Annotated in this window: 19 protein-coding genes and 9 tRNA genes; 26 read left to right on the plus strand and 2 right to left on the minus strand. The window is 34.5% G+C overall.

The window, feature by feature from the left end; all coding sequences use genetic code 11:
• Positions 1-91 precede the first annotated feature (91 nt).
• On the plus strand, positions 92-1,411 hold the full coding sequence (gene lysA, locus COJ46_RS23420; RefSeq protein WP_098566393.1) for a diaminopimelate decarboxylase: 1,320 nt from the start codon (positions 92-94) through the stop codon (positions 1,409-1,411).
• A 212-nt stretch (positions 1,412-1,623) separates the two neighbouring features.
• Positions 1,624-2,817, plus strand: a complete 1,194-nt coding sequence (locus COJ46_RS23425; RefSeq protein WP_098566394.1) for a C40 family peptidase — start codon at positions 1,624-1,626, stop codon at positions 2,815-2,817.
• 209 nt (positions 2,818-3,026) lie between these two features.
• Here COJ46_RS23425 and mscL read toward each other — a convergent pair whose 3' ends face one another.
• Complete coding sequence (gene mscL, locus COJ46_RS23430; protein ID WP_098566395.1) at positions 3,027-3,416, minus strand: large conductance mechanosensitive channel protein MscL; 390 nt, start codon at positions 3,414-3,416, stop codon at positions 3,027-3,029.
• 151 nt (positions 3,417-3,567) lie between these two features.
• Here mscL and msrA point away from each other — a divergent pair, with 151 nt between their 5' ends.
• The 13 genes from msrA to COJ46_RS23495 all read left to right on the plus strand — a co-directional run bounded on the left by msrA (position 3,568) and on the right by COJ46_RS23495 (position 18,553).
• A complete protein-coding gene (gene msrA, locus COJ46_RS23435; RefSeq protein ID WP_286145541.1) occupies positions 3,568-4,515 on the plus strand; it encodes a peptide-methionine (S)-S-oxide reductase MsrA in 948 nt (315 codons plus the stop codon).
• 281 nt (positions 4,516-4,796) lie between these two features.
• On the plus strand, positions 4,797-5,024 hold the full coding sequence (locus COJ46_RS23440; RefSeq protein WP_097978935.1) for a hypothetical protein: 228 nt from the start codon (positions 4,797-4,799) through the stop codon (positions 5,022-5,024).
• Between the two features lie 169 nt (positions 5,025-5,193).
• Positions 5,194-6,465: an MDR family MFS transporter gene (locus tag COJ46_RS23445; RefSeq protein ID WP_097978936.1), complete on the plus strand. Its 1,272-nt coding sequence runs from the start codon at positions 5,194-5,196 to the stop codon at positions 6,463-6,465.
• Positions 6,466-6,752: 287 nt separating this feature from the next.
• The gene (locus COJ46_RS23450) at positions 6,753-7,853 is read left to right on the plus strand and encodes a D-alanine--D-alanine ligase (RefSeq protein WP_141437846.1); all 1,101 of its coding nucleotides are present in this window, start codon (positions 6,753-6,755) and stop codon (positions 7,851-7,853) included.
• A gap of 80 nt (positions 7,854-7,933) precedes the next feature.
• The gene (locus COJ46_RS23455) at positions 7,934-9,316 is read left to right on the plus strand and encodes a UDP-N-acetylmuramoyl-tripeptide--D-alanyl-D-alanine ligase (protein ID WP_098566397.1); all 1,383 of its coding nucleotides are present in this window, start codon (positions 7,934-7,936) and stop codon (positions 9,314-9,316) included.
• Positions 9,317-9,738: 422 nt separating this feature from the next.
• Entirely contained in the window at positions 9,739-11,286 is a 1,548-nt protein-coding gene (gene cshA, locus COJ46_RS23460) for a degradosome RNA helicase CshA (RefSeq protein ID WP_097978939.1), read from the plus strand.
• Between the two features lie 126 nt (positions 11,287-11,412).
• On the plus strand, positions 11,413-12,378 hold the full coding sequence (gene uvsE, locus COJ46_RS23465) for a UV DNA damage repair endonuclease UvsE (protein WP_098566398.1): 966 nt from the start codon (positions 11,413-11,415) through the stop codon (positions 12,376-12,378).
• Between the two features lie 25 nt (positions 12,379-12,403).
• The gene (gene acpS / locus COJ46_RS23470; RefSeq protein WP_097978941.1) at positions 12,404-12,757 is read left to right on the plus strand and encodes a holo-ACP synthase; all 354 of its coding nucleotides are present in this window, start codon (positions 12,404-12,406) and stop codon (positions 12,755-12,757) included.
• Positions 12,758-13,101: 344 nt separating this feature from the next.
• Positions 13,102-14,121 (plus strand): LolA family protein, encoded by a 1,020-nt coding sequence (locus COJ46_RS23475; RefSeq protein ID WP_097978942.1) that lies wholly within the window; start codon positions 13,102-13,104, stop codon positions 14,119-14,121.
• 168 nt (positions 14,122-14,289) lie between these two features.
• Positions 14,290-15,456 carry an alanine racemase gene (alr, locus tag COJ46_RS23480; RefSeq protein WP_098566399.1) on the plus strand — a complete coding sequence of 389 codons (1,167 nt, stop codon included), beginning with the start codon at positions 14,290-14,292 and terminating at the stop codon, positions 15,454-15,456.
• A 144-nt stretch (positions 15,457-15,600) separates the two neighbouring features.
• A complete protein-coding gene (locus COJ46_RS23485; RefSeq protein WP_069033898.1) occupies positions 15,601-15,882 on the plus strand; it encodes a CopG family ribbon-helix-helix protein in 282 nt (93 codons plus the stop codon).
• Positions 15,883-15,886: 4 nt separating this feature from the next.
• Positions 15,887-16,237 (plus strand): type II toxin-antitoxin system endoribonuclease NdoA, encoded by a 351-nt coding sequence (ndoA, locus tag COJ46_RS23490; protein WP_056476047.1) that lies wholly within the window; start codon positions 15,887-15,889, stop codon positions 16,235-16,237.
• 117 nt (positions 16,238-16,354) lie between these two features.
• Positions 16,355-18,553 (plus strand): Tex family protein, encoded by a 2,199-nt coding sequence (locus COJ46_RS23495; protein WP_176527982.1) that lies wholly within the window; start codon positions 16,355-16,357, stop codon positions 18,551-18,553.
• Here the strand turns inward: COJ46_RS23495 and cmpA are convergent.
• Positions 18,543-18,653, minus strand: a complete 111-nt coding sequence (gene cmpA, locus COJ46_RS23500) for a cortex morphogenetic protein CmpA (protein ID WP_088003988.1) — start codon at positions 18,651-18,653, stop codon at positions 18,543-18,545. The genes COJ46_RS23495 and cmpA overlap by 11 nt on opposite strands.
• A 302-nt stretch (positions 18,654-18,955) precedes the next feature.
• On the opposite strand from cmpA, the gene COJ46_RS23505 reads away from it, so the two are divergent.
• The 11 genes from COJ46_RS23505 (at position 18,956) to COJ46_RS23555 (ending at position 22,483) form a co-directional block, all read left to right on the plus strand.
• Complete coding sequence (locus COJ46_RS23505) at positions 18,956-19,408, plus strand: SprT family protein (RefSeq protein ID WP_097978945.1); 453 nt, start codon at positions 18,956-18,958, stop codon at positions 19,406-19,408.
• 83 nt (positions 19,409-19,491) lie between these two features.
• Positions 19,492-19,566 (plus strand) — tRNA-Asn (locus COJ46_RS23510).
• Positions 19,567-19,573: 7 nt separating this feature from the next.
• Positions 19,574-19,664, plus strand: a tRNA-Ser gene (locus tag COJ46_RS23515).
• Positions 19,665-19,671: 7 nt separating this feature from the next.
• Positions 19,672-19,746, plus strand: a tRNA-Glu gene (locus COJ46_RS23520).
• Positions 19,747-19,756: 10 nt separating this feature from the next.
• A tRNA-Val gene (locus tag COJ46_RS23525) sits at positions 19,757-19,832 on the plus strand.
• Between the two features lie 12 nt (positions 19,833-19,844).
• Positions 19,845-19,920: transfer RNA gene (locus COJ46_RS23530), tRNA-Asp, on the plus strand.
• Between the two features lie 487 nt (positions 19,921-20,407).
• Positions 20,408-20,482, plus strand: a tRNA-Gln gene (locus COJ46_RS23535).
• Positions 20,483-20,743: 261 nt separating this feature from the next.
• Positions 20,744-20,818, plus strand: a tRNA-Gln gene (locus tag COJ46_RS23540).
• Positions 20,819-21,087: 269 nt separating this feature from the next.
• Positions 21,088-21,160 (plus strand) — tRNA-Lys (locus COJ46_RS23545).
• A 13-nt stretch (positions 21,161-21,173) separates the two neighbouring features.
• A tRNA-Leu gene (locus tag COJ46_RS23550) sits at positions 21,174-21,256 on the plus strand.
• Positions 21,257-21,661: 405 nt separating this feature from the next.
• Positions 21,662-22,483: a TIM barrel protein gene (locus COJ46_RS23555; protein WP_097978946.1), complete on the plus strand. Its 822-nt coding sequence runs from the start codon at positions 21,662-21,664 to the stop codon at positions 22,481-22,483.
• The last annotated feature ends 16 nt before the right edge of the window (positions 22,484-22,499 follow it).

Here is a 22,499-nt window from a genome sequence, read left to right on the forward strand (position 1 = left end):
ACATATCCTTCATGTGTCTTTTTTAATACACTAATACATTGAAGGAAGCTTCTTAGAATGATCTTACATTTGATTTGAAGGGAGAACACGAATGTATTTACATGGTAATAGTCGAATTAATAATGAAGGACATTTAGAAATCGGAGGTTGTGATACTGTAGATTTAGTAAAAAATTACGGTACCCCTCTATACATTTATGACGAAGCATTAATTGAATCAAAATGTAAGGAATTCCATGAAGCTTTAAGAGAAACGGGAATGAAATATCAGGTTGCTTACGCGAGTAAAGCGTTTCTATGTGTTGAACAAGCCCGCTTAATAGAAAGAGAAGGTCTATGTCTAGATGTTGTTTCTGGTGGAGAGTTATATACAGCATTGCAAGCAGGTTATCCAGCTGAGAAAATTCACTTTCACGGAAACAACAAAACAATTGAAGAAATTGACGAAGCTTTAAATGCAAAAATCGGTTGTTTTGTAGTCGATAATTTCTTTGAGCTAGAAGTATTACAGGCCTTAGCTGAACAACGTAATGAAGAAGTATCAATCTTATTACGTGTTACGCCAGGTGTTGAAGCACATACACATGAATATGTAATGACGGGTCAAGAAGACTCTAAATTTGGATTCGATATTATGTCTGGTCAAGCTAATGAAGCAGTGGAAGTTTCTTTAAAATCAACTAACCTAAAATTATTAGGAGTACATTCACATATAGGATCTCAAATTTTCGAACCAGATGGATTTGTTCATGCAATCAATGTATTAATGAGCTTTTTAAATGGACTTAAAAATGATTTAGGTTTTACAGCTGAAATATTAAATGTAGGTGGAGGCTTTGGTATTCGTTATACTTCGGAAGATGAGCCTTTAGCTGTTGCTAAGCATATAGAAAAAATTACTACTATTATAAAACAACAATGTGAAGAGTTAGACTACAAATTACCAGAATTATGGTTAGAGCCTGGACGTAGTATTGTTGGTGAAGCTGGAACAACACTTTATACGATTGGTTCAACAAAAACTCTTCCTTCAATTCGTAAATATGTATCTGTTGATGGGGGAATGACTGATAATATTCGTCCTGCACTATACGGATCAAAATATGAGGCGATGCTTGCAAATCGAGCAAATGATGAGAACAAAGAAGTTGTATCGATTGCTGGTAAATGCTGCGAAAGTGGCGATATGCTAATTTGGGATTGTAACTTACCTGTTGTACAAACCAATGATGTATTAGCTGTATCTTGCACTGGAGCTTATGGCTACTCAATGGCTAATAATTATAACCGTATCCGTCGTCCAGCAGTAGTATTTGTTAAAGAGGGTGTTTCAAGAGAAGTAGTTCGTCGCGAAACATATGAAGATTTAGTTAGAAATGACAGAGTTTACATCGAAAACTCTAGTAGATAGATAATTAACGTTTTTGTGTTATTTGTATCAATACTGACACTTCTATATAATATAGAAGTGTTTTATTTCGTTTCCTTTAATAAAAGATGATAATTTATCGACATATAAAGACATATTTATCATTTATATTACAATATTGTAACAATTGCGACTCTCTTCGGGAATCTATGGTATAAATATTTACGTAGATTAGCGAGAGGAGAAACGCTGAAATGTTAAGAAAAAAACTAGCAGTGCTGGCGATGGCAAGTACAATAGTATTATCATTAGCGCCAAATGCTTCAGTATTAGCTGATAGCAAAGTTGAAAAAAAGCAAGCTGAAGTAGATAAGTTCCAATCACAATTTAAAGAATTAAGCAACGAGATAGAGAAAATAGATCAACAAATTAAAACAACTAAGCAAAACATAGAAGCAAAAAAAGCAGAAATTTCTGAAACAGAAGAAGTTATTAAAGATAAAAAAGCAAGAATTACATATTTAGAAGACAGAATTCAAAAACGTAACGATTTATTAGAGGATCGTTTAGTTGCAATGCAAAAACAACCAAAAGTTAATCTAGTAACAGACGTTTTATTTAATTCTGATTCAATCGTAGATTTCTTTAATCGAGTAAACTCAATTTCAACACTATTTGATGCTGATGAAAATATCATTAAAGAACAAAAGTCTGAACAAGCAGAAGTAGTAAAAGAAAAACAACTTGTTGACCAGAAGAAAGAATCTTTAGTAACAGCAAAAGAAGATTTAGTGGCTCAACAAAGTGAACTTTCAAAATCACAAGCTGAAAAACAAAAATCATTAAATACTGCTGAAGCTAACTTAAAGTTAGCAGTTAAAGAATTAGAGAATGCAAAAGAAGATGAAAGAGTTCAACGTCTTGAGCAACAATCTCTTGAGTTAGCTGCGTTATCTAGCGATGATGAAGAAGATGACAGCGTTAGCACGCCAGCTACTAAATCTAGTTCAAATTCTGATTCGAAATCTAGTTCAAATTCAGATTCAAATTCAAAACCTAAATCAGATTCAAATGATGATGGTCCAGCAGCAACTGGAAACTCACTTGTAGACTATGCTTTACAATTCCAAGGTGTACCTTATGTATTTGGTGGAACGTCTCCAAGCGGTTTTGATTGCAGTGGTTTCATCTGGTACGTATATTCACATAATGGATATGGCATCTCTCGTGGAAATGTAAAAACATATTGGAGCAATGCGACAAAAATCAGTTCTCCACAACCTGGTGACCTAGTATTCTTACAAAATACTTATATTAATGGTCCTTCACATATGGGTATTTACATTGGTGGAAATAAAATGGTTCATGCTGGAAGCAAAGGGATCAGCGTAATCAGCTTAAGTAATAGCTGGGTTCGTTCTCACTTCTTAGGCTATGGAAAATTCTAATAGTTTATTAACCTCGTATTATATTTAGTATAGTGCGAGGTTTTTTATATTGTCTTAAGGAAAATCAAAAAGGTATAAGCGTTTAGCTTATACCTTAGTGTGTAGACAAAGTATACTAAAAACTTGATTTTCAAACTGATTGCAAGTGCTTGTCTTTCGAGGCGCGANNAAGAAAGCGAGCGTTTGTCAACAGTCTGAGGTATAAGCTTTTAGCTTATACCTTTTTGATTTGAAACCTGTTCTTTTAGTAAATCACGTATTTCAATAAGTAGAGCTTCTTCTTTAGTAGGAACAACAGGTTTTGCTTCTTCTACTTCTTTCTTTCTAAATGAAAGTCTATTAATTAATCGAACAAAGAAAAATACTGAGATTGAGATGATAAGGAAGTCGACTACTGTTTGGATGAATGAGCCATATTTAATTTCATGATAATGCCAAGCAGAAAAGTTTTGTTTTCCTATGATCAGTGCAAAAATTGGCATCATTATATCAGCAACTAAAGAAGATACGATCTTACCAAAAGCACCCCCAATAATTACCCCAATTGCTAAATCAAGTACATTTCCTTTTAAAGCAAACTTTTTAAATTCTTCAAACATCTTATATCCTCCTGTGTAATTATCGTATAAGTTTACATACAAATCTTAATTCTTTCAAGATAGCAATTGGACTTTTTTAAGCAAAAATATTTATATCACCTTCTAGATATGGTAAATATAATTAATGACAATTTTTAGGAGGAGTAAAGGTATGGGCACAGAATTGGCTACATTTGCTGGTGGATGTTTTTGGTGTATGGTAAAACCGTTTGATCAACAGGACGGCATTATAAAAGTTGTTTCAGGCTATACAGGTGGGGAAAAAGAAAACCCGACATATGAAGAAGTATGCACTCATTTAACAGGTCATTATGAAGCTGTTCAAATTACATTTGATCCGGAAGTCTATCCGTATGAAAAATTATTGGACTTATTTTGGCAACAAATTGACCCAACAGATGTAGGTGGGCAATTTAATGATCGAGGTAGTTCATACAAAACTGCAATTTTTTTTCACAATGAAAATCAAAAAGAGCAAGCTCTAGCTTCGAAAGATAAACTAGAGAAAAGTGGCGTTTTCAAGAAACCAATTGTGACTGAAATTTTATCTGCAAAACCATTTTATGAAGCAGAAGAATATCATCAGCATTATTATAAAAAGCACCCGGTTCGTTACCAGCTTTACTTTAAAGGATCTGGTCGTCAAAAATTTTTAAAGGAACACTGGAAAACGGGCCAAGAGGAGCTTAAGCAAAGACTAACACCAATTCAGTATGCTGTTACTCAGGAAGATGCTACTGAACCACCATTTAGAAATGAGTTTTGGAATCATAAAGAAAAAGGAATTTATGTTGATATCGTATCAGGACTTCCTTTATTTAGTTCATTAGACAAATTTGATTCAGGCTGTGGATGGCCAAGTTTTACAAAGCCGATTCTAAAAGGTGAAATTGAAGAGAAGAAGGACTATAGCCATGGGATGTTGCGTATTGAAGTCAGAAGTTCTGAAGCTGACTCGCATCTAGGGCATGTATTTGATGATGGACCTGGACCCGAGGGCCTTCGCTACTGCATAAATTCTGCGGCACTAAGATTTGTTCCGTATGAAAAAATGGATGAAGAGGGCTATGGTAATTATAAGAGTATCTTTCTTAAATAGACGCTAAGGATATTTAACTAGATACGAACTAATTGAAATAATTTTAATTTGAACCGAGATGACTATTCGTCTCGGTTTTTTGTTTGTTTATTATAGAAGGGGGATGTTATTTGTCTAACCACATTATTAGTTTCTTAATATTGTCCAAAATATTTTCTAAAAAGTTTTCTGAAAATATTTACAATTGCGAAATAAGTGTGTTAATATAAAAGTGTCACAAAGTTGTCACAAATTAGGTATTGCAATTCACCAAAAAGACGAAAAACAGGAGGTTAATCATTATGAAGCGAACTGATTATGAAATCGTTGAAACATATACTCAATATTCTGGTATTGCCTTTTTTATTGGTCTAATTCTTTTTTTACTATACTTCACTGGAAGCGGTTTCTTACATACGGGCGTAAGCTTAACGGTGAGCATAGTATTGATGGGCTCTTGTTCAACCTTATTTCTATTAGGTACTTTTTTGGGATTGATGTTCTCAATTTCTTCAAAAGAACAAGTTTAAAAGTTAAAAAAAGAGTGGGTGTTCAAATGGCGATAAGTCAATTTGAACGCCCTTTTGTTTTGTATAACATATTTTATCGGATACGTGTATAAAGTAATTTGAAACTTAAAATTCTTCCGATACGATTAAAATATGGAAGTTATGATGCACTAGGAGGTGCCGCTTAAGGATGAATTTTTTTAAAAAGTTAAAAGGTATGGATCGTAATGTGTGGATTCGAGTGATTGGAGAAACGATTACGAGTAGTGCAATGATGATGCTTATGCCGTTTTTTGCACTATACCTAGAAGGAAAAGTTGATTCAATGCTAAAAGTAGGATTTATTATGTCAATTTCACCTATAGCATCACTATTTGGTTCGATGGCTGGTGGTAGATTAGCAGATTTATATGGTCGAAAACGTATGATGGTTTTTTCGACGCTTGGAACATCTCTTATTTTAGTATCCTTTGCTTTAGCAGAAGGCTATACAGCATTTTTAATTTTATCAATTTTACTAGGTATTAGTAACTCGTTCTTTAGTCCAGCAGCTTCTGCTATGGTGGCTGATGTTACTGAACCAGAGAAAAGAACTGAAGCTTATGGATTATTAAGAGTTGGAAGTAATGTAGGTACTGTGATTGGTCCATTATTAGGAAGTTCAGTTGTTTACTTTTCAAAAGACAGTTTATTTTATATTGCAGCTATCACTTTAGGACTTTATAGTATTGCACAATTAATTCTATTAAAAGAAACACTTCCTGCAGAAAAGAATGTTAAAGAAAAGAATGAAGTAACGAAAATACCTTTTAAAAAGGTTATGAAAATCATTAGATCTGATAAATTATTAATTTTTTATGTAGCTACAGGTGTAATTATTTCAATGGGTTTCTCACAAATTGAGGGAATGCTTCCACTTTATTTTAAACAAACCTTTCAATCTCAATTTGGTATGTGGAATCCTTACCCATTTTTAATGTCGCTTAATGGATTGTTAGTTGTTCTCTTGCAATTTCCGATTTCAAGTTATTTATCGAATCGTTCAATTGGAAAAACAATGTTTTATGGAACCATCTTATTTGGCTTAGGTATTTTATCGATTGGCCTTGCACCTCCATTATTACTTACAGTTGGGTTAGGTAAATGGATGATTCTATTTTTATTGGCAATGATCTTCATTTACTACACATTTGGGGAAATGGTCATGTCGCCAGTACAAATGACATTTGTGGCGAATATTGCACCTGAAGATTTAAGAGCGACCTATATGGCGGTTGGTAGTATGAAATGGACGATTGGTGGATTTCTTGGACCTTTATTAGGTGGATTTTTATTTGATTTAAAACTTGGAATATGGCTTTTTATCATTCTAGGAACAGGAGTTGTACTATCAGGAATAATGTATCGCTCACTTGATGAAAAAGTAGCGATTAGAGATAATCAACAGGGTATAGCGCAATAGTTCTAAGGGCGCTTGTTTCTTTGTTGAATCGTGAAATGAGCAGTACTTATTGCTCTTTTTGGACTGCCTGAAAACGCTTGCCCTCAGTCTGGAATTCAAGTTTTTGTATTCTTGTCTATAAACTAAGTATAGCTCAAGTAGAGCTATGCTTTTTTTTAGTTGTAAAGAAATCACAAAACAGATATCATTGCATATGTTGTAAAGAAAAATAGGTTTCTACCCATAAATGCTTATACACATTTGTATAAAGTGGTACAATAGGGAGAGCAAAAAATAGTAGGGGGAACATCATGAAGATTAAGTTAGGATTATTATATGGCGGTAAATCTGCTGAACACAAAGTATCATTACAAACAGCTTTTGCCGTTATTTCTGCCTTAGATCACACAAAATTTGATGTGTATCCAATTTATATAACAGAACAAGGCGAATGGTTACAAGGGAAACAAATTGAGGGGAAAGTAGAAAGTGTTGCAGCTTTAAAATTCTCAAATGAAGATCAACATGTAAATGAAATCGCTCCTGTCGCGTTAACTTCATCAATTATTCCTGCAGCTTCAAATCAAGATTCAACTGGCCCAGTTGACGTTATTTTCCCATTATTACATGGACCAAATGGTGAAGATGGAACAGTTCAAGGGTTACTTGAACTATTAAATATTCCTTATGTAGGAAATGGTGTATTAGCTTCAGCGGCTGGTATGGATAAAGTGATTATGAAAAACTTATTTGCTCAGGCTGGAATTCCTCAAGCTAAATATGTACATTTCTTAAAAACAGAGTGGAAATCAAATGCAGAGTCTTGCTATGAAGTAGTCGAGAAAGAATTAGGCTATCCTGTATTTGTTAAACCTGCAAACTTAGGTTCAAGTGTTGGTATTACGAAAGCTAAGAATCGTGAAGCATTAATGGCTTCATTTGAAGAAGCATTCCAATTTGACCGTAAAATAATTATTGAAGAAAATATTGTTGGCCGTGAAATTGAAATTGCTGTATTAGGAAACGATCAAGTTGAATGTTCTGTTGTTGGCGAAATCAAACCATCAGTAGAATTTTATGATTATACTGCAAAATATGAGAGTGGCGATACGGGTCTAATTATCCCAGCTCCTGTAGAGACTGAAACATATGAAAAAATTAAGCATTATGCAGAAGTTGCGTTCAAAGCAATCGATGGATCAGGCTTAACTCGTGCTGATTTCTTTGTAACAGAAGATGGTGGCGTATTAATGAATGAAGTTAATACAATGCCTGGATTTACTCCGTTCAGTATGTATCCTCAATTATGGCAGGCTACTGGATTAACATATCCAAAATTAATTGAAAAATTAATAGACCTAGCAATTGAACGTTACGAACAAAAACAACAAATTAAATATAATATTTAACAATTGAAAACACTATTCATGGTTGAATAGTGTTTTCATGTGAATAGAAGAAACATGCTATAGAAGAGGAGTCGGTGACAATGTCAATCGTACGTACTTTATCTCAAATCGTTAACATGATCCCTGGTAGCGAATTAAAGGGTGAAGATTTAACAATCAACGGAGTTTCAACAGACTCTCGTGTCGATTTAAATGGAAAATTATTTATACCGCTGATTGGTGAAAAATTCGATGCACATCAATTTTTACCTCAAGCAATTGAAAATGGTGCTAGTGCAGTGCTTTGTTCTAGAAAGTTTTCAAATGTACCAACTAACGCATCTGTCATCTTAGTGGATGATACATTAGAAGCATTACAAAAACTGTCTAAATCATATTTAACTGAGTGGGATGGTAAAATAGTTGGTATTACAGGAAGTAATGGGAAAACATCGACAAAAGATATTTTAACTAGCATTCTTTCAGCAAAATATAAAGTACATAAAACACAAGGGAACTTTAATAATCATATCGGACTTCCGTTAACAGTATTAGCGATGGCAGAAGATACAGAGGTTGCTGTCTTAGAAATGGGTATGAGCAATTTTGGTGAAATTGAATTTTTATCTAATTTAGCTGAACCTGACGCGGCAATAATTACAAACATCGGTGAGTCACATATGCAGGAACTTGGTTCAAGAGCTGGAATCGCAAAAGCGAAGCTTGAGATTGCTAACGGACTATCAAAAAATGGATTACTTGTCATTAATGGTGATGAACCATTATTAATCGAAGGTACAAAAGACAAAAACTTAGTCTATACAATCGAAACTTTTGGTTTAAACGAAAGTAATGATGTGTTTCCAACATTTATTGAAATGAATGAATCTGGTAGTGAATTTGAAATAAATAAAGCTAAGGATGTCCGTTTCAAATTGGGCGTACTAGGCAAACATAATATTAGTAATACAATGGCAGCTATTGCAGTTGCGAGAAAGTTTTCATTAACATGGGATGAAATTAGTTCTGGTATGCAGAATTTAGAAATGACAAAAATGCGTATGGAACTATTAAAGAGTGAAAATGGAATAACAATTATTAACGATGCCTATAATGCAAGTGTTACATCTATGAAAGCGGCTCTTTTATTTGCTTCAGAACTAAAGGGTTATAATCGAAAATTTGTAGTATTTGGCGACATGTTAGAACTAGGTGATCAAGAAATTGCTTTTCATGAAGAAATTGGAGAAGAAGTTGTAAATCTTCATTTTGATTTTCTTTATACTTTTGGACCATTAAGTAAATTTGCAGCAACATCAGCCTTTGAACAAATGGACTCTTCAAGAGTAAAAAGCTTCGAAGATAAAAATAAGTTAATTGAAGATTTATTACAACAAGTCCGACCAAATGACCTAGTATTAGTTAAAGCTTCTAGGGGAATGAAATTAGAAGAAGTTGTAAATGCGTTAGTAAATCAGGGGTAAGAATATAATCAAAGATGGGGAAGGTAAGGGGAATAGGAATAAAAGTTTGTCTTATTCTCTTTGTTTTGCTCTTTGCTTCTTGGGTGTAAATATATACGTAGTGAAAACTTTATACGCGTAATTTAATAAATGAAAACTGTTCGTAATATAAGGGATGAAGAAGGCTATAAACATGATTTTATGGTGAATTTAACGATAATTTAAGGGTAAAATATAGTTTGGAAAACAAATTGTTAGAATATAACTTCATTTGCTTTTTAGATAGAATGTCCGTATAATGGGTAGATATTGTTTCCTTTTCATGATACTTCGGACTATTGTTTTCCACTAAAAACGAACCTTCCATATGAAACAGTCACGAAACATATAATTTTTTAAAAAATTTTTATAGATCAATTGAGATACAAAGGAGATTAACCAAATTGACAACATTTCAAGAATTAGGATTAAGTAGTAAAATCCTGTTTGCGATTGAAAAATTAGGCTTCGAGGAAGCTACACCAATTCAAGCGCAGACTATTCCATTAGCAAAACAAGGCCATGATGTAATTGGTCAAGCGCAAACTGGTACTGGTAAAACAGCCGCTTTTGGTATTCCATTACTAGAAAAAATTGATGTAGATAGTAACAATGTCCAAGGACTTGTTATCGCTCCTACACGAGAACTAGCTATTCAAGTTGGCGAAGAGTTACACAAAATCGGTATGAATAAAGGTGTAAAAATCCTTCCGATATACGGTGGACAAGATATTAATCGTCAAATGCGTTCATTAAAAAAATTCCCACATATTATTGTAGGAACTCCTGGTCGTATTCAAGACCATATTAACCGTCGTACAATTCGCCTAAACAATGTAAATACAGTTGTATTAGATGAAGCGGATGAAATGTTAAACATGGGATTCATTGAAGACATTGAAGCGATCTTAAAAGAGGTTCCAGAAAATAAACAAACACTTCTTTTCTCTGCAACTATGCCTGATCCAATTCGTCGCATTGCAGAAACTTTCATGACAAATCCACAAATCGTAAAAGTAAAAGCAAAAGAAGTTACAATGCCTAACATTGAACAACATTTTATTGAAGTTCAAGAAAAGAAAAAATTTGACGTTCTAACACGTTTATTAGATATTCAAACACCAGAATTAGCGATTATTTTCGGTCGTACAAAACGTCGCGTTGATGAATTATCAGAAGCATTAAACTTACGTGGATATGCTGCAGAAGGTATTCATGGTGATTTATCACAAGCAAAACGTGAGCAAGTACTTCGTAAATTTAAATCTGGATCAATTGATGTTTTAGTTGCAACTGATGTAGCAGCTCGTGGATTAGATATTTCTGGCGTTACACATGTATACAACTTTGATATTCCACAAGATCCTGAAAGCTATGTTCATCGTATTGGACGTACAGGACGTGCTGGTAAATCGGGTATAGCGATGTTATTTATTACTCCTCGTGAGTTTAATCAATTAAAAAATATCGAACGTACAACTAAACGTCGTATGGAACGTATGACTGCACCTACATTAGACGAAGCAATTGAAAGTCAACAACGTATCATTGCTGAAAAATTAACTTCGACTATGGAAAGTGATAATTTAGCATTCTACAAACGTATTGCAGAAGAATTACTTGAAGAGCATGATTCTGTAAGTGTTGTAGCCGCAGCTTTAAAAATGTTAACAAAAGAGCCAAATGAAACACCAATTCGTTTAACTGATGAGCCACCAATGGTCAAACGTGACCGTGGCGGACGCGGAGGAAACGGTGGCGGTGGCGGCGGATACCGTCGTGGCGAAAATAGACGTGGCGGTGGAGATGGACGTCGTAGCGATAATCGTCGTGGAGATGGACGTCGTGGAGACCGTGATAACCGCGGAGGAAACTTCCGTGGCAAACGTAATGAAGGTTCTCGTGATAACAACCGTGGTGGACAACGCAAACCACAAGACAGCAGTAAATAAGGTATTAGTTAAGGCACATGGTAAAAATCCATGTGCCTTTTTTGTTTATTATTTTATTCTTTTGTAATGTGTGAATTTGGACGGATTCCATACACTAACTAAAAACGTATGAGAGTTGGAATAAAAATGTTAGTAAGACTTGGATATGTCGCAATGAGTATGAATTTACAAAACGCCTCACCATCAAAGACAATGACGGTTGCTCAGTTTTTAAAACAAAAGGATAAAGATGCGGCGATTCGTAAGCTAGAGCAAATTGCTAATACTAATATTAATAACTGTCTAAGACTACTAAAGCACAACAAAGCGCACGATATATCTTTTTTTCGCCTGAGCAGTAAATTAATCCCTTTAGCAAACCATGAAGAAGTAGCAGACTGGAAATACATAAAGCCATTAAAGGAAAGTTTACTTGAGTTAGGTAAATTTGCCATTACGAATGAAATGAGGATTGATTTTCATCCGGATCATTTCGTAATCTTAAATTCAACTGATGAAGATCTATTAAAAACATCGGTAAAAACCTTAAAAATGCATTATCAGCTTTTAAAAGCGATGAAGATTAATACAGAACAACGATGTGTACTCCATATTGGTGGAGGGTATGATGATAAGGAAAAATCACTGGAACAATTAATAGAGAATTTTAGCCTTGTTCCTGCGCAAATTCAAAAAATGCTAATGTTTGAAAATGATGATACTACCTTTACGTTTGATGAAACATTATTTGCTTGTGAAAAATTAGGAGTACCACTTGTATTTGACTATCATCATCATCTAGTTAATCATACAAATGAAGATTGGGTAAAAAATTGGGCTTATGCAGTCGATACATGGAAAGCTTCGAGCTTGCCTATGAAAATGCATATTTCAAGTCCTAGAGATGAGAAAGACATACGTGCTCATGCTGATTTTGTTGACCCTAACATGTTTATGACATTTTTAAATGAAATTTATGGATCGGTTAGGCAAATTGATTGTATGATTGAAGCAAAACAAAAAGATAATGCACTATTTCAACTAATGGATGATATGAAAACTCATCCGTCTATTGACATGGTTAATGATTCAAGCTTTTATTTTAAACCGTAGTACTCGAAAGTTAGGGTGAGGAAATATGATCGTAGGTATTGGATTAGATTTAGTAGAAATTGAACGAATGAAAGAAATTATAAGCTCGCAGCCACGGTTTGCAAAAAGGATTTTAACTGAAGCAGAATATGAAATATACGAAAATTTATCAGAACGAAGAAAACTTGAATTTTTATCAGGAAGATTCGCCGCAAAAGAAGCATGTTCGAAAGCTTTTGGTACAGGAATTGGGAAGGAATTAGGATTTCATGATATTGAAATCTTAAATGACGAAAAAGGTAAGCCTGTTTTAACCGTTGATTTGCCGTTTATACCGTTTTTATCAATTACGCATACTGAACATTATGCTGCTGCTCAAGTGGTCTTACAGCAAGTATAATACCCTTTTAAACAGTCACTCCTTAGAGTGGCTTTTCTTTTTTGTACTCGACGTAATAGTTAAATTATAAGGATTAATTAATAAGTGTAACTACTCCATTGTCTTCACTTACAGCCCTCGGTGATCAGAGCGTTTTCTTTAAATTTTTTAAATTAGCTTGTCATGCTAGTCTGCATATTTTAGAGCTTGACCTCATATAGTTTCATGAGGATATGAGAAGCAAGGTTGCAACGTGCATGAATAAATCTAGATTTTACTTCTAAGCTACTCGCGCACATTTATTCATAAGCCTTTGCATAAAATTCTCTTTTTTACAATTTAAGAGGAATAAAGGAGCTGGGGAGATGAAGAAAAAGCTTGTAGCGATGCTTTTGACAATCATGTTAGTACTATCATTGGCTGCATGTGGCAAGAAATCGAAAGATGATGTTGTAGGTTCTCTTAGTAATCAGATGGAAAAAATGAATGGCTATAAGGCTGATGCAACATTAACAATTAATAATGGTAATGATCCTCAAAAGTATGAAGTAGTCATTTGGCATAAAAAGCCATCTTACTACCGTGTTCAATTAAAAAATGCTAAGAGTGATCAAAACCAAATTATTTTAAGAAACAAAGAGGGTGTGTTTGTTTTAACGCCAGCATTAAATAAAAGCTATCGCTTCCAAAGCGATTGGCCATCAAACAGCAGTCAGCCATATTTACCGGAATCATTAGTTAATGACTTAGTACAAGATAAGAATGCAACGTTTAAAGCAACTAAGCAAGGATATGTGTTTGAAACAAAAACAAATTACACAAATAGACAATTGCTCCCAACACAAGAAATTACGTTTAATAAAAAGGGTCTGACACCTGAATCGGTAAAACTATTAGATACAGATAAAAATGTTGTGTTGGATGTTAAATTCGATAAAGTACAATACAATGCGAAGTTTGATAATGATGCTTTTGATGTGAAGAAAAATATGACAAGCGCCCGTTTAAGTGTTCCTACATCTACAAATCCAAATAATGATCCTAATTTATTAGTTACACTTTACCCTAATTATTTAATGAAGGGTGTTGTGTTAGATGATCAACAAGAAGTAAAAACAGCCAATGGTGTTCAGGTTATACTTTCATATAAAGGTGATAAAAAATCGTTTACTTTAATAGAGGAAAAAGCACGAATTTCAGAGTCTGGAACAACGATGGAAATCACTGGTGAACCAGTAGATTTAGGTAAAACGGTAGGAGCATTATCAGATAAGATGATCACATGGTCATACGGTGGAACAGATTTCACGATTGTTTCTAAAAACTTAACTCAAGGTGAGTTAATTCAAGTTGCCCAATCAGTCGGAGATACAGGCACAAAATAATATTTTTTTCAAACTTAAAAGGGCGTGATGATGCTTTATCACGCCTTTTTAAATTTTAAATAAACTATAAATGAGTAGTATATTGGTTGACATTTATAGTAAAATAAGCAAATAATTTTACACATATAAAAAAAGAGTAATGGGTAAATCGATAAGGAAGTGTAGTTCATGACAGAAACATCATTTTATCGCGACACTTGGGTAGAAGTAGATTTAGATGCAATAGAGGAAAATATCAAAAATATTGTATCGCTTTACCCTAGTCATCAAGAAATATATGTAGCTTTAAAAGCGAATGCATATGGACATGGTTACGTTGAAGTAGCAAAACAAGCATTGAAATCTGGAGCAACAAGATTATTAGTTGCTTTTATTGATGAAGGGATTTTTCTGCGTAACGCAGGTATAGAGGCGCCGATATTAGTGTTAGGAGCAACTAGACCAGAGGATATTAACGTGGCAATCAAGAATAAATTAACTTTAACGGCATATAATGTTGATTGGCTAGAAGGTATTTCTAAAAATCTAAAAAGCACAGATCGTACAATGATTCATATTAAATTTGATACTGGGATGGGTAGATTAGGCCTAAAAACAAATTCTGAATGGGAGCAAGCTGCATCGATCTTACAAAAAAATCCATCAATTATACTGGAAGGTTTGTTTACACATTTCGCTACTGCTGATGAGCTAAATAGATCCTATTTTAATGAGCAAGTAGATAAATTTTATGAATGTATAGAATGGGTTAAGAGCAGTGGATTCTCTCCAGAGCTAATTCATTGTGCAAATAGTGCTGCGGCTGCATTAGAAACAAACTTATTTAATACTGTACGTGTTGGTATTATCATGTATGGTTTAACTCCATCTTTAGAAATAAAACCAATGTTACCATTTACATTAAAGCCAGCACTATCGCTTTATACGAAAATCACTCATATTAAGCAATTACCAGCAAATAGTGGTGTAAGTTATGGTGCAACGTATTTTACTTCTGATTCTGAGTGGATTGCGACGTTGCCAGTTGGGTATGCAGATGGCTGGCTTAGAGATATGCAAGGATTTTCTGTGTTGGTTGAAGGTGAAAAGGCAGAAATCGTTGGTAGAGTTTGTATGGATCAGTGTATGATCAAGCTTTCTAAACATTATCCTGTTGGTACAAAAGTAACTTTAATAGGAGAAAGTAAGGATGGAGCAGTAACGGCTGAGGAAGTCGCTACACATATGAATACAATCAATTATGAAGTAACTTGCCTTATCAATCATAGGGTACCAAGGGTATATAAAAAGAATGGAAATATTAAGTCCATAAGTAATTATCTAGTATCAGATTAATTGTAATTTGATGTATTAAAGTATGAAACACTGTTATTTGGTTAAGATAAACGAAGATATGTGTCTTTCCAATCACTGAAAATAATGGTATGATGTAGTATAGGGAGATATATGGGTAATAGTTGATTCTGGAGGTGCTGAAACTTGTCCGAACTAAATGCGACAACTGAAATAACAGTACGTTTACCAAAACATGTAGTAAGCGAACTAGATGGATTAGTAAAGCAAGAAAACGGTAATCGAAATGAGTATATTTATCAAGCGACTAAGATGTTTTTAAAAGATCGTAAAAGACGCCAAAGTCGCGAACAAATGCGACGTGGATACATGGAAATGGCTAAAATCAACTTATTAATATCTTCTGAGTCATTCTATGCTGAGTCTGAAGCGGATTCTAAAGTGGAGCGCTTAGTTAGCGGGGGGTAATCACTTGATAGTAAAACGTGGCGACGTATATTTTGCAGACCTTTCCCCTGTAGTTGGCTCAGAACAAGGTGGAGTTCGTCCGGTTCTCATAATACAAAATGATATCGGTAATCGTTTTAGTCCTACCGTTATAGTCGCTGCGATTACAGCACAAATCCAAAAAGCAAAGCTTCCAACACATGTTGAAATCGATGCTAAAAAATATGGATTTGAACGTGATTCGGTTATACTACTAGAACAAATTCGAACGATTGACAAACAACGATTAACCGATAAGATAACACATCTTGATGATGAGATGATGGATCAGGTTGACGAAGCGTTGCAAATCAGTTTAGGACTTGTTGATTTTTAAAGTTGCTTTTATAGCAGCTTTACCTACATAGATTATAATAAATTGTTTTGTAACCCTTTCGTCTTGAAAGGGTTATTTTAGGTCCTTTAAAATTCCCAAAAATTGGAGGCGTTATTTTTGTCACAACAATTGATTAATAAAATTGCATCTGATTTATCGATTACTACAAAACAAGTAGCTACCGTAATTGAATTAAAGGAAGAAGGAAATACGATTCCCTTTATTGCCAGGTATCGAAAAGAAAAAACGGGTTCTCTAGATGAGGTGCAAATTCATTCCATTTTAGAAAAATATGAGTATGCAGTAAATCTTCAAACGAGAAAAGATGAAGTAATCCGTTTAATTGAGGAAAAAGGGAAATTAACTGATGACTTACGTAAAGGTATTACATTAGCTACAAAGCTACAAGAAGTTGAAGATTTATACCGACCATATAAAGAAAAAAGAAGAACTCGTGCTACAGTAGCAAAAGATAAAGGGTTAGAACCTTTTGCAGAATGGTTATTTTCAATGCCGAATGAAGGTTCACTTGCGGATGAAGCGTTAAAATACATAAATGTTGAACTAGAAGTTAATACAGTTGATGAAGTTATTCAAGGTGGAAAAGATATAATTGCGGAATGGATTGCAGACGATGCTACTTATCGCAAGTGGATTCGTGAAGTTACCTTCAAAAAAGGAACGATTGACAGTACGGTAAAAGACTCAGAAAAAGACGAGAAAAAAGTATACGAAATGTATTACGAGTACTCTGAACCAATTTCAAGGATTGTTCCTCATAGAATACTAGCAATGAATCGTGCTGAAAAAGAAGATATTTTAAAAGTTGCTATTCAGTCTCCTTTTGATGAGATTATTTTATATTTAGAAAAAAGGGTTATTACAAAGGACACTTTTGTACGACCAATCTTAATGGAAGTCGTTGAAGATGCATATAAAAGATTAATTCAGCCTTCGATTGAAAGAGAGATTCGTAAAGAATTATCCGAAAAAGCTGATTCACACGCGATTAATATTTTCTCAGAAAACTTGCGTTCATTATTACTGCAACCACCATTAAAAGGGAAAATCATACTAGGAGTAGATCCGGCATTTCGTACAGGTTGTAAATTAGCAGTAGTAGATGAAACAGGCAAAGTGCTCAAAATAGATGTGATTTACCCTCATCCTTTCAGAGGAGAAAAAGAAGAGGTTCAAAGAAATAAAAGAGAACAAGCAATTACAAAAATTAAAGATATTCTTGTCAAATATAAAATAGAAATGATCGCAATTGGAAATGGTACGGCTTCGAGAGAAACAGAGCTGTTTATATCTGGAATTTTAAAAGAAATGAAAAATAATACTTATTATGTAATCGTAAATGAAGCTGGCGCAAGTGTTTATTCAGCATCTGAGCTAGCAAGAGAAGAGTTCCCAGATTTCCAAGTTGAGGAGCGGAGCGCAGTATCAATTGCAAGACGACTACAAGATCCGTTAGCAGAACTAGTAAAAATTGATCCGAAATCTGTTGGGGTAGGATTATATCAACACGATGTATCTCAAAAGAGCTTAAATGAATCATTATCATTTGTCGTTGAAACATCTGTTAACCAAGTTGGTGTAAATGTAAATACAGCATCAGTTTCACTACTTCAATACGTATCAGGTTTGTCCAAAACAGTAGCGAAAAATATTGTTAATTACCGTGATGAAAAAGGGAAAATTACAAACCGAAAAGAGCTTAAAACAATACCGAGATTAGGCGCTAAAACATATGAGCAATGTATTGGATTTTTACGTGTTCTTGAAGGAGATGAGCCTTTAGATCGTACAAGTATTCACCCGGAGAGCTACGTACAAGTAAAAAAATTATTAAAGCAATTAAATTTCTCAACGAGCCAAATTGGTTCAAATGAATTGAAAGAACAGTTAAAAACGATTAATTTAAAAGAAGTATCAGAACAACTAGATATTGGTGAAATTACGCTAAAAGATATTTTAGCATCATTAATGCAACCTGAAAGAGATTTACGAGATGAATTAGCAGCACCAATCCTTCGCCAAGATGTTCTTCAAATTGAAGACCTAAAAATAGGAATGGAACTTGAAGGAACAGTAAGAAACGTAGTCGATTTTGGTGCGTTTGTTGATATCGGGCTAAAGAATGATGGCCTTGTTCATATTTCTAGAATAAGTAGCAAATTTATAAAGCATCCTCTTGATGTTGTATCGGTTGGTCAAGTAGTAAAAGTATGGATTGCTGAAGTAGACCAAAAGAAACAAAGAGTAGGTTTATCTATGCTACCAATTGAATCGAAAGAAATCGTCAAAGCTTAATTTTTTGATAATAAAACCAACATTGATTCAATAATTTAATTTGATAACGGTTTTTTTCATAAAATGCTTTTTGCATTTGAGTTTTAAGCCAACTAGGCATTACCATGATGAAAACCTCCAACTTAAAAATCTTCGCCCATCTTTTTTTGAGGATGGGCGATGAAATAAATGAGTGAGGGGTAACCTTCCGATACACTGTATTAAAAGGATAACTGTATTGTTCATTTTGATAGTAAAAATTACGCCGTTGTAGAGAGATTTACTAAGAGCAGCCCATTTAGCATAAATCGTACTAATAAGATCTTTTGAAATTCTCATTTGTAAGTTTAATGTATGCGCATACCCAAGAATTTGTGAGTTGTTCAGTTATAATAAAGAAGAAAAAAGGATGGCGATTCATAAATGGATAATGAGGAGATACAAAAACTTGTTGAAGAACTATCAATCACTTATTTCGATCGACCATTTCTCCACCAAGCTTCTTTCAATACTAGATTGAGAACAACAGGTGGTAGGTATTTATTAAAAACAAGTAATATCGAATTAAATAAGTTTTATTTTGAAGAACACGGAATTGAAGAGTTAAAGGGGATCATATTACACGAGCTATGTCATTATCATCTTCATATTATGCAGAAAGGATATAAGCACGAAGATAGAGATTTTAAAGAGCTATTAAAAAAGGTAGGTGCACCTAGGTATTGTAAACCACTAAACTCAATAAAAAAAAGAACGCATTCTTATAAGTATAAATATAGATGTTCTGGGTGTGGGCAAGCTTTCTTAAGAAAAAGAAAAGTGGACATAAGCCGCTATGTATGTGGATCATGCAAAAGTCCATTAAAACTATTATAAATAGTGTTGACATCTAATAGGCATTTAGTTTATATTAATACTTGTCATCACGTTTTAGCACTTGATGAAAAGATTAGTATTTTTCCGCAGTAGCTCAGTGGTAGAGCACTCGGCTGTTAACCGAGTGGTCGTAGGTTCGAACCCTACCTGCGGAGCCATTATTATAGAGAAGTACCCAAGTGGCTCAAGGGGCGCCCCTGCTAAGGGTGTAGATCGTTTACGCGGTGCGAGGGTTCGAATCCCTTCTTCTCTGCCATATATAAGGCCCGTTGGTCAAGCGGTTAAGACACCGCCCTTTCACGGCGGTAACACGGGTTCGAGTCCCGTACGGGTCACCATTTTTATCCTGGAGGATTAGCTCAGCTGGGAGAGCACCTGCCTTACAAGCAGGGGGTCGGCGGTTCGAGCCCGTCATCCTCCACCATTAATTACATATGGTCCCGTGGTGTAGCGGTTAACATGCCTGCCTGTCACGCAGGAGATCGCCGGTTCGATCCCGGTCGGGACCGCCATTATTTACTACAAATTGTAGTATTTTTTTCTTTATTTGGAGAAAAATAGTAAATACAACATAACTGTACAGGTTCATGTAGCATACTCGCACCCTAGATAAAGATGAATTTCGAAGTTGTCGGATTGTTTTTTATCTTGAGGAGTTACTTCTAGAAGTAGAAGCAAAACAACATAAAAAAAAATCCTGCGGAGCGGGTTCATGAAGGTTACTCGTACTTAGCAAAGAAGTATATTGAAATGTCGGATTGTTTTTATCTTGAGGAGTAAATTCGAGAGGTTAAAACATTTCAACATAAAAAAAATCCTGCGGTGTAGGTTCATGTAGCATACTCGCACTCTAGATAAAGATGAATTTCGAAGTTGTCGGATTGTTTTTTATCTTGAGGAGTTAATTCTAGAAGTAGAAGCAAAACAACATAAAAAAAAATCCTGCGGAGCGGGTTCATGAAGGTTACTCGGAGAAGTTGATTCATGATGTAATATCAATGGGCTATAGCCAAGCGGTAAGGCAACGGATTTTGATTCCGTCATGCCCTGGTTCGAATCCAGGTAGCCCAGCCATTTGTTTTTTGTAAGGATGTCGGATTGTTTTTTATCTTGAGTGGTTAATTCGAGAGTAAAAGCAATACCACATATATAATTTTGGGGTGCGGGTTCGTGAAGGTTACTCGTATTCTTGATAAAGATGAGTTTCGAAATGTCGGATTGTTTTTTATCTTGAGGAGTAATTCGAGAGGTATTAACAATACAACATAAAAAAAAATCCTGCGGTGCGGGTTCACGAAGGTTATTCTAAGAAGTAGATTCGTGATGATAATTCATTGGGCTATAGCCAAGCGGTAAGGCAACGGATTTTGATTCCGTCATGCCCTGGTTCGAATCCAGGTAGCCCAGCCATTTTAGTTTTTTATTAATATGTTTAAGGTAAGGGGATTGCTTTTATCTTAGATGCGATCGTGTAGACAGTAAGTTGGTTTAAAAATATTTGGTATTTAGTTATACTTGTAATATCTTTATATTACGAGCCATTAGCTCAGTAGGTAGAGCACGAACGAGTAAGCTACGAAGCGATTACTTCAGCGTACTTGTCGAACCGCTTCTTGTATTTCTATCTGAGACAAGGACGTCTTATAGAGCAGGCAATATTTTATAAACTGTATTATTACGAGCCATTAGCTCAGTAGGTAGAGCATCTGACTTTTAATCAGAGGGTCGAAGGTTCGAATCCTTCATGGCTCACTTTTGTTTATTCGCGGTCGTGGCGGAATGGCAGACGCGCTAGGTTGAGGGCCTAGTGGAGGTTTCTCCGTGGAGGTTCAAGTCCTCTCGGCCGCATCAGTGTTTTCAAGGGTTTTCAAAAATTAATTATTTTCTGGAATTAAAGGCCGTACTCCTTTTTACTCCATATTAGATAAAATTGTAAGATGTTACAGATGTTTTCGGTAACATCTTTTTTATTGAATTTTAAAGTGTTAGATGTGCTATCTTGATAGTAGAATACAATGTTAAAATATTGTGCATCAAATTATATAAAAAGAAATAAGGCTTCTACGTAATGTAGAGGCCTTTTTTGTGTTTAAAAATTCTATGACATTTATAAACCAGTTGGACAGGTACTAGAATTTGTAAGACTTTAAAATGAATATTAAAAATTTTTAAAATTCATTGTATTTTATGTTATTCTTGATTATAATACAAAGCATAACAAATGAAATGACTTTAAGAGAAAGGAGGTAATCAATGAAAATAGCAGGGATGAATATTACATTCAAGCATTATCCGATCCAATATTTTTTGGATTGTATGGACCAATTAGGCATCAGTAGCATTGAATTATGGGCTGGTGAACCACATCTCTATGTTTATAGAAATTTGCTTTGCAATCTGAGAGAGATAAAGAAAGAAATTAAAGCTAGAAGTATGGAAATAGTCTGCTATACGCCAGAACAATGCATTTATCCTTACAATCTTGCTGCTTCAGATCCGAATTGGCGAAAAACGAGTATTGATTATTTTATTGAAAATATTCACTCTGCTGTGGAATTGGAGACGGATAAGATGTTAATTACTTCAGGGATCGGTGACTTCTCCCTAACAAAAGAAGAATCGTGGAAATATGCAAGTGAATCAATATATCAAATTACAAAGGTGGCGGAGCAGGAGGGTATCACTCTTGCACTCGAACCGTTAACAAAATTCGAATCTAATTTAATTATTAATACGCGGGAATTAAAGAGAATGATTGAAGAAATAAAGTCCCCTTATTTAAAAGGGATGATTGATACAGTTGCAATAAACTTGGCTGGTGAAACACCGGATGATTATTTTTTATTGCTTCCTGAGTTATGTCATTTCCATTTAATAGATGGTGATCGCAAGACAGATTCTCATCTTGCTTTAGATGATGGTCATTTACAATGGAGAGAATATGTAAAAAGCGTGCAAAAGCACCAATACGATGGGGCATGCACTCTTGAAATTATGGGGTCAACTTACTATCAAAATCCACTAGATGCTGTAAAAAAATCTTTAGTAAAACTAAATGAATTAGGAATTGTATAATTTAAAAATTTGGAGG

Source organism: Bacillus sp. AFS077874, from assembly GCF_002566505.1.
Taxonomy (GTDB): Bacteria; Bacillota; Bacilli; order Bacillales; family Bacillaceae_G; genus Gottfriedia.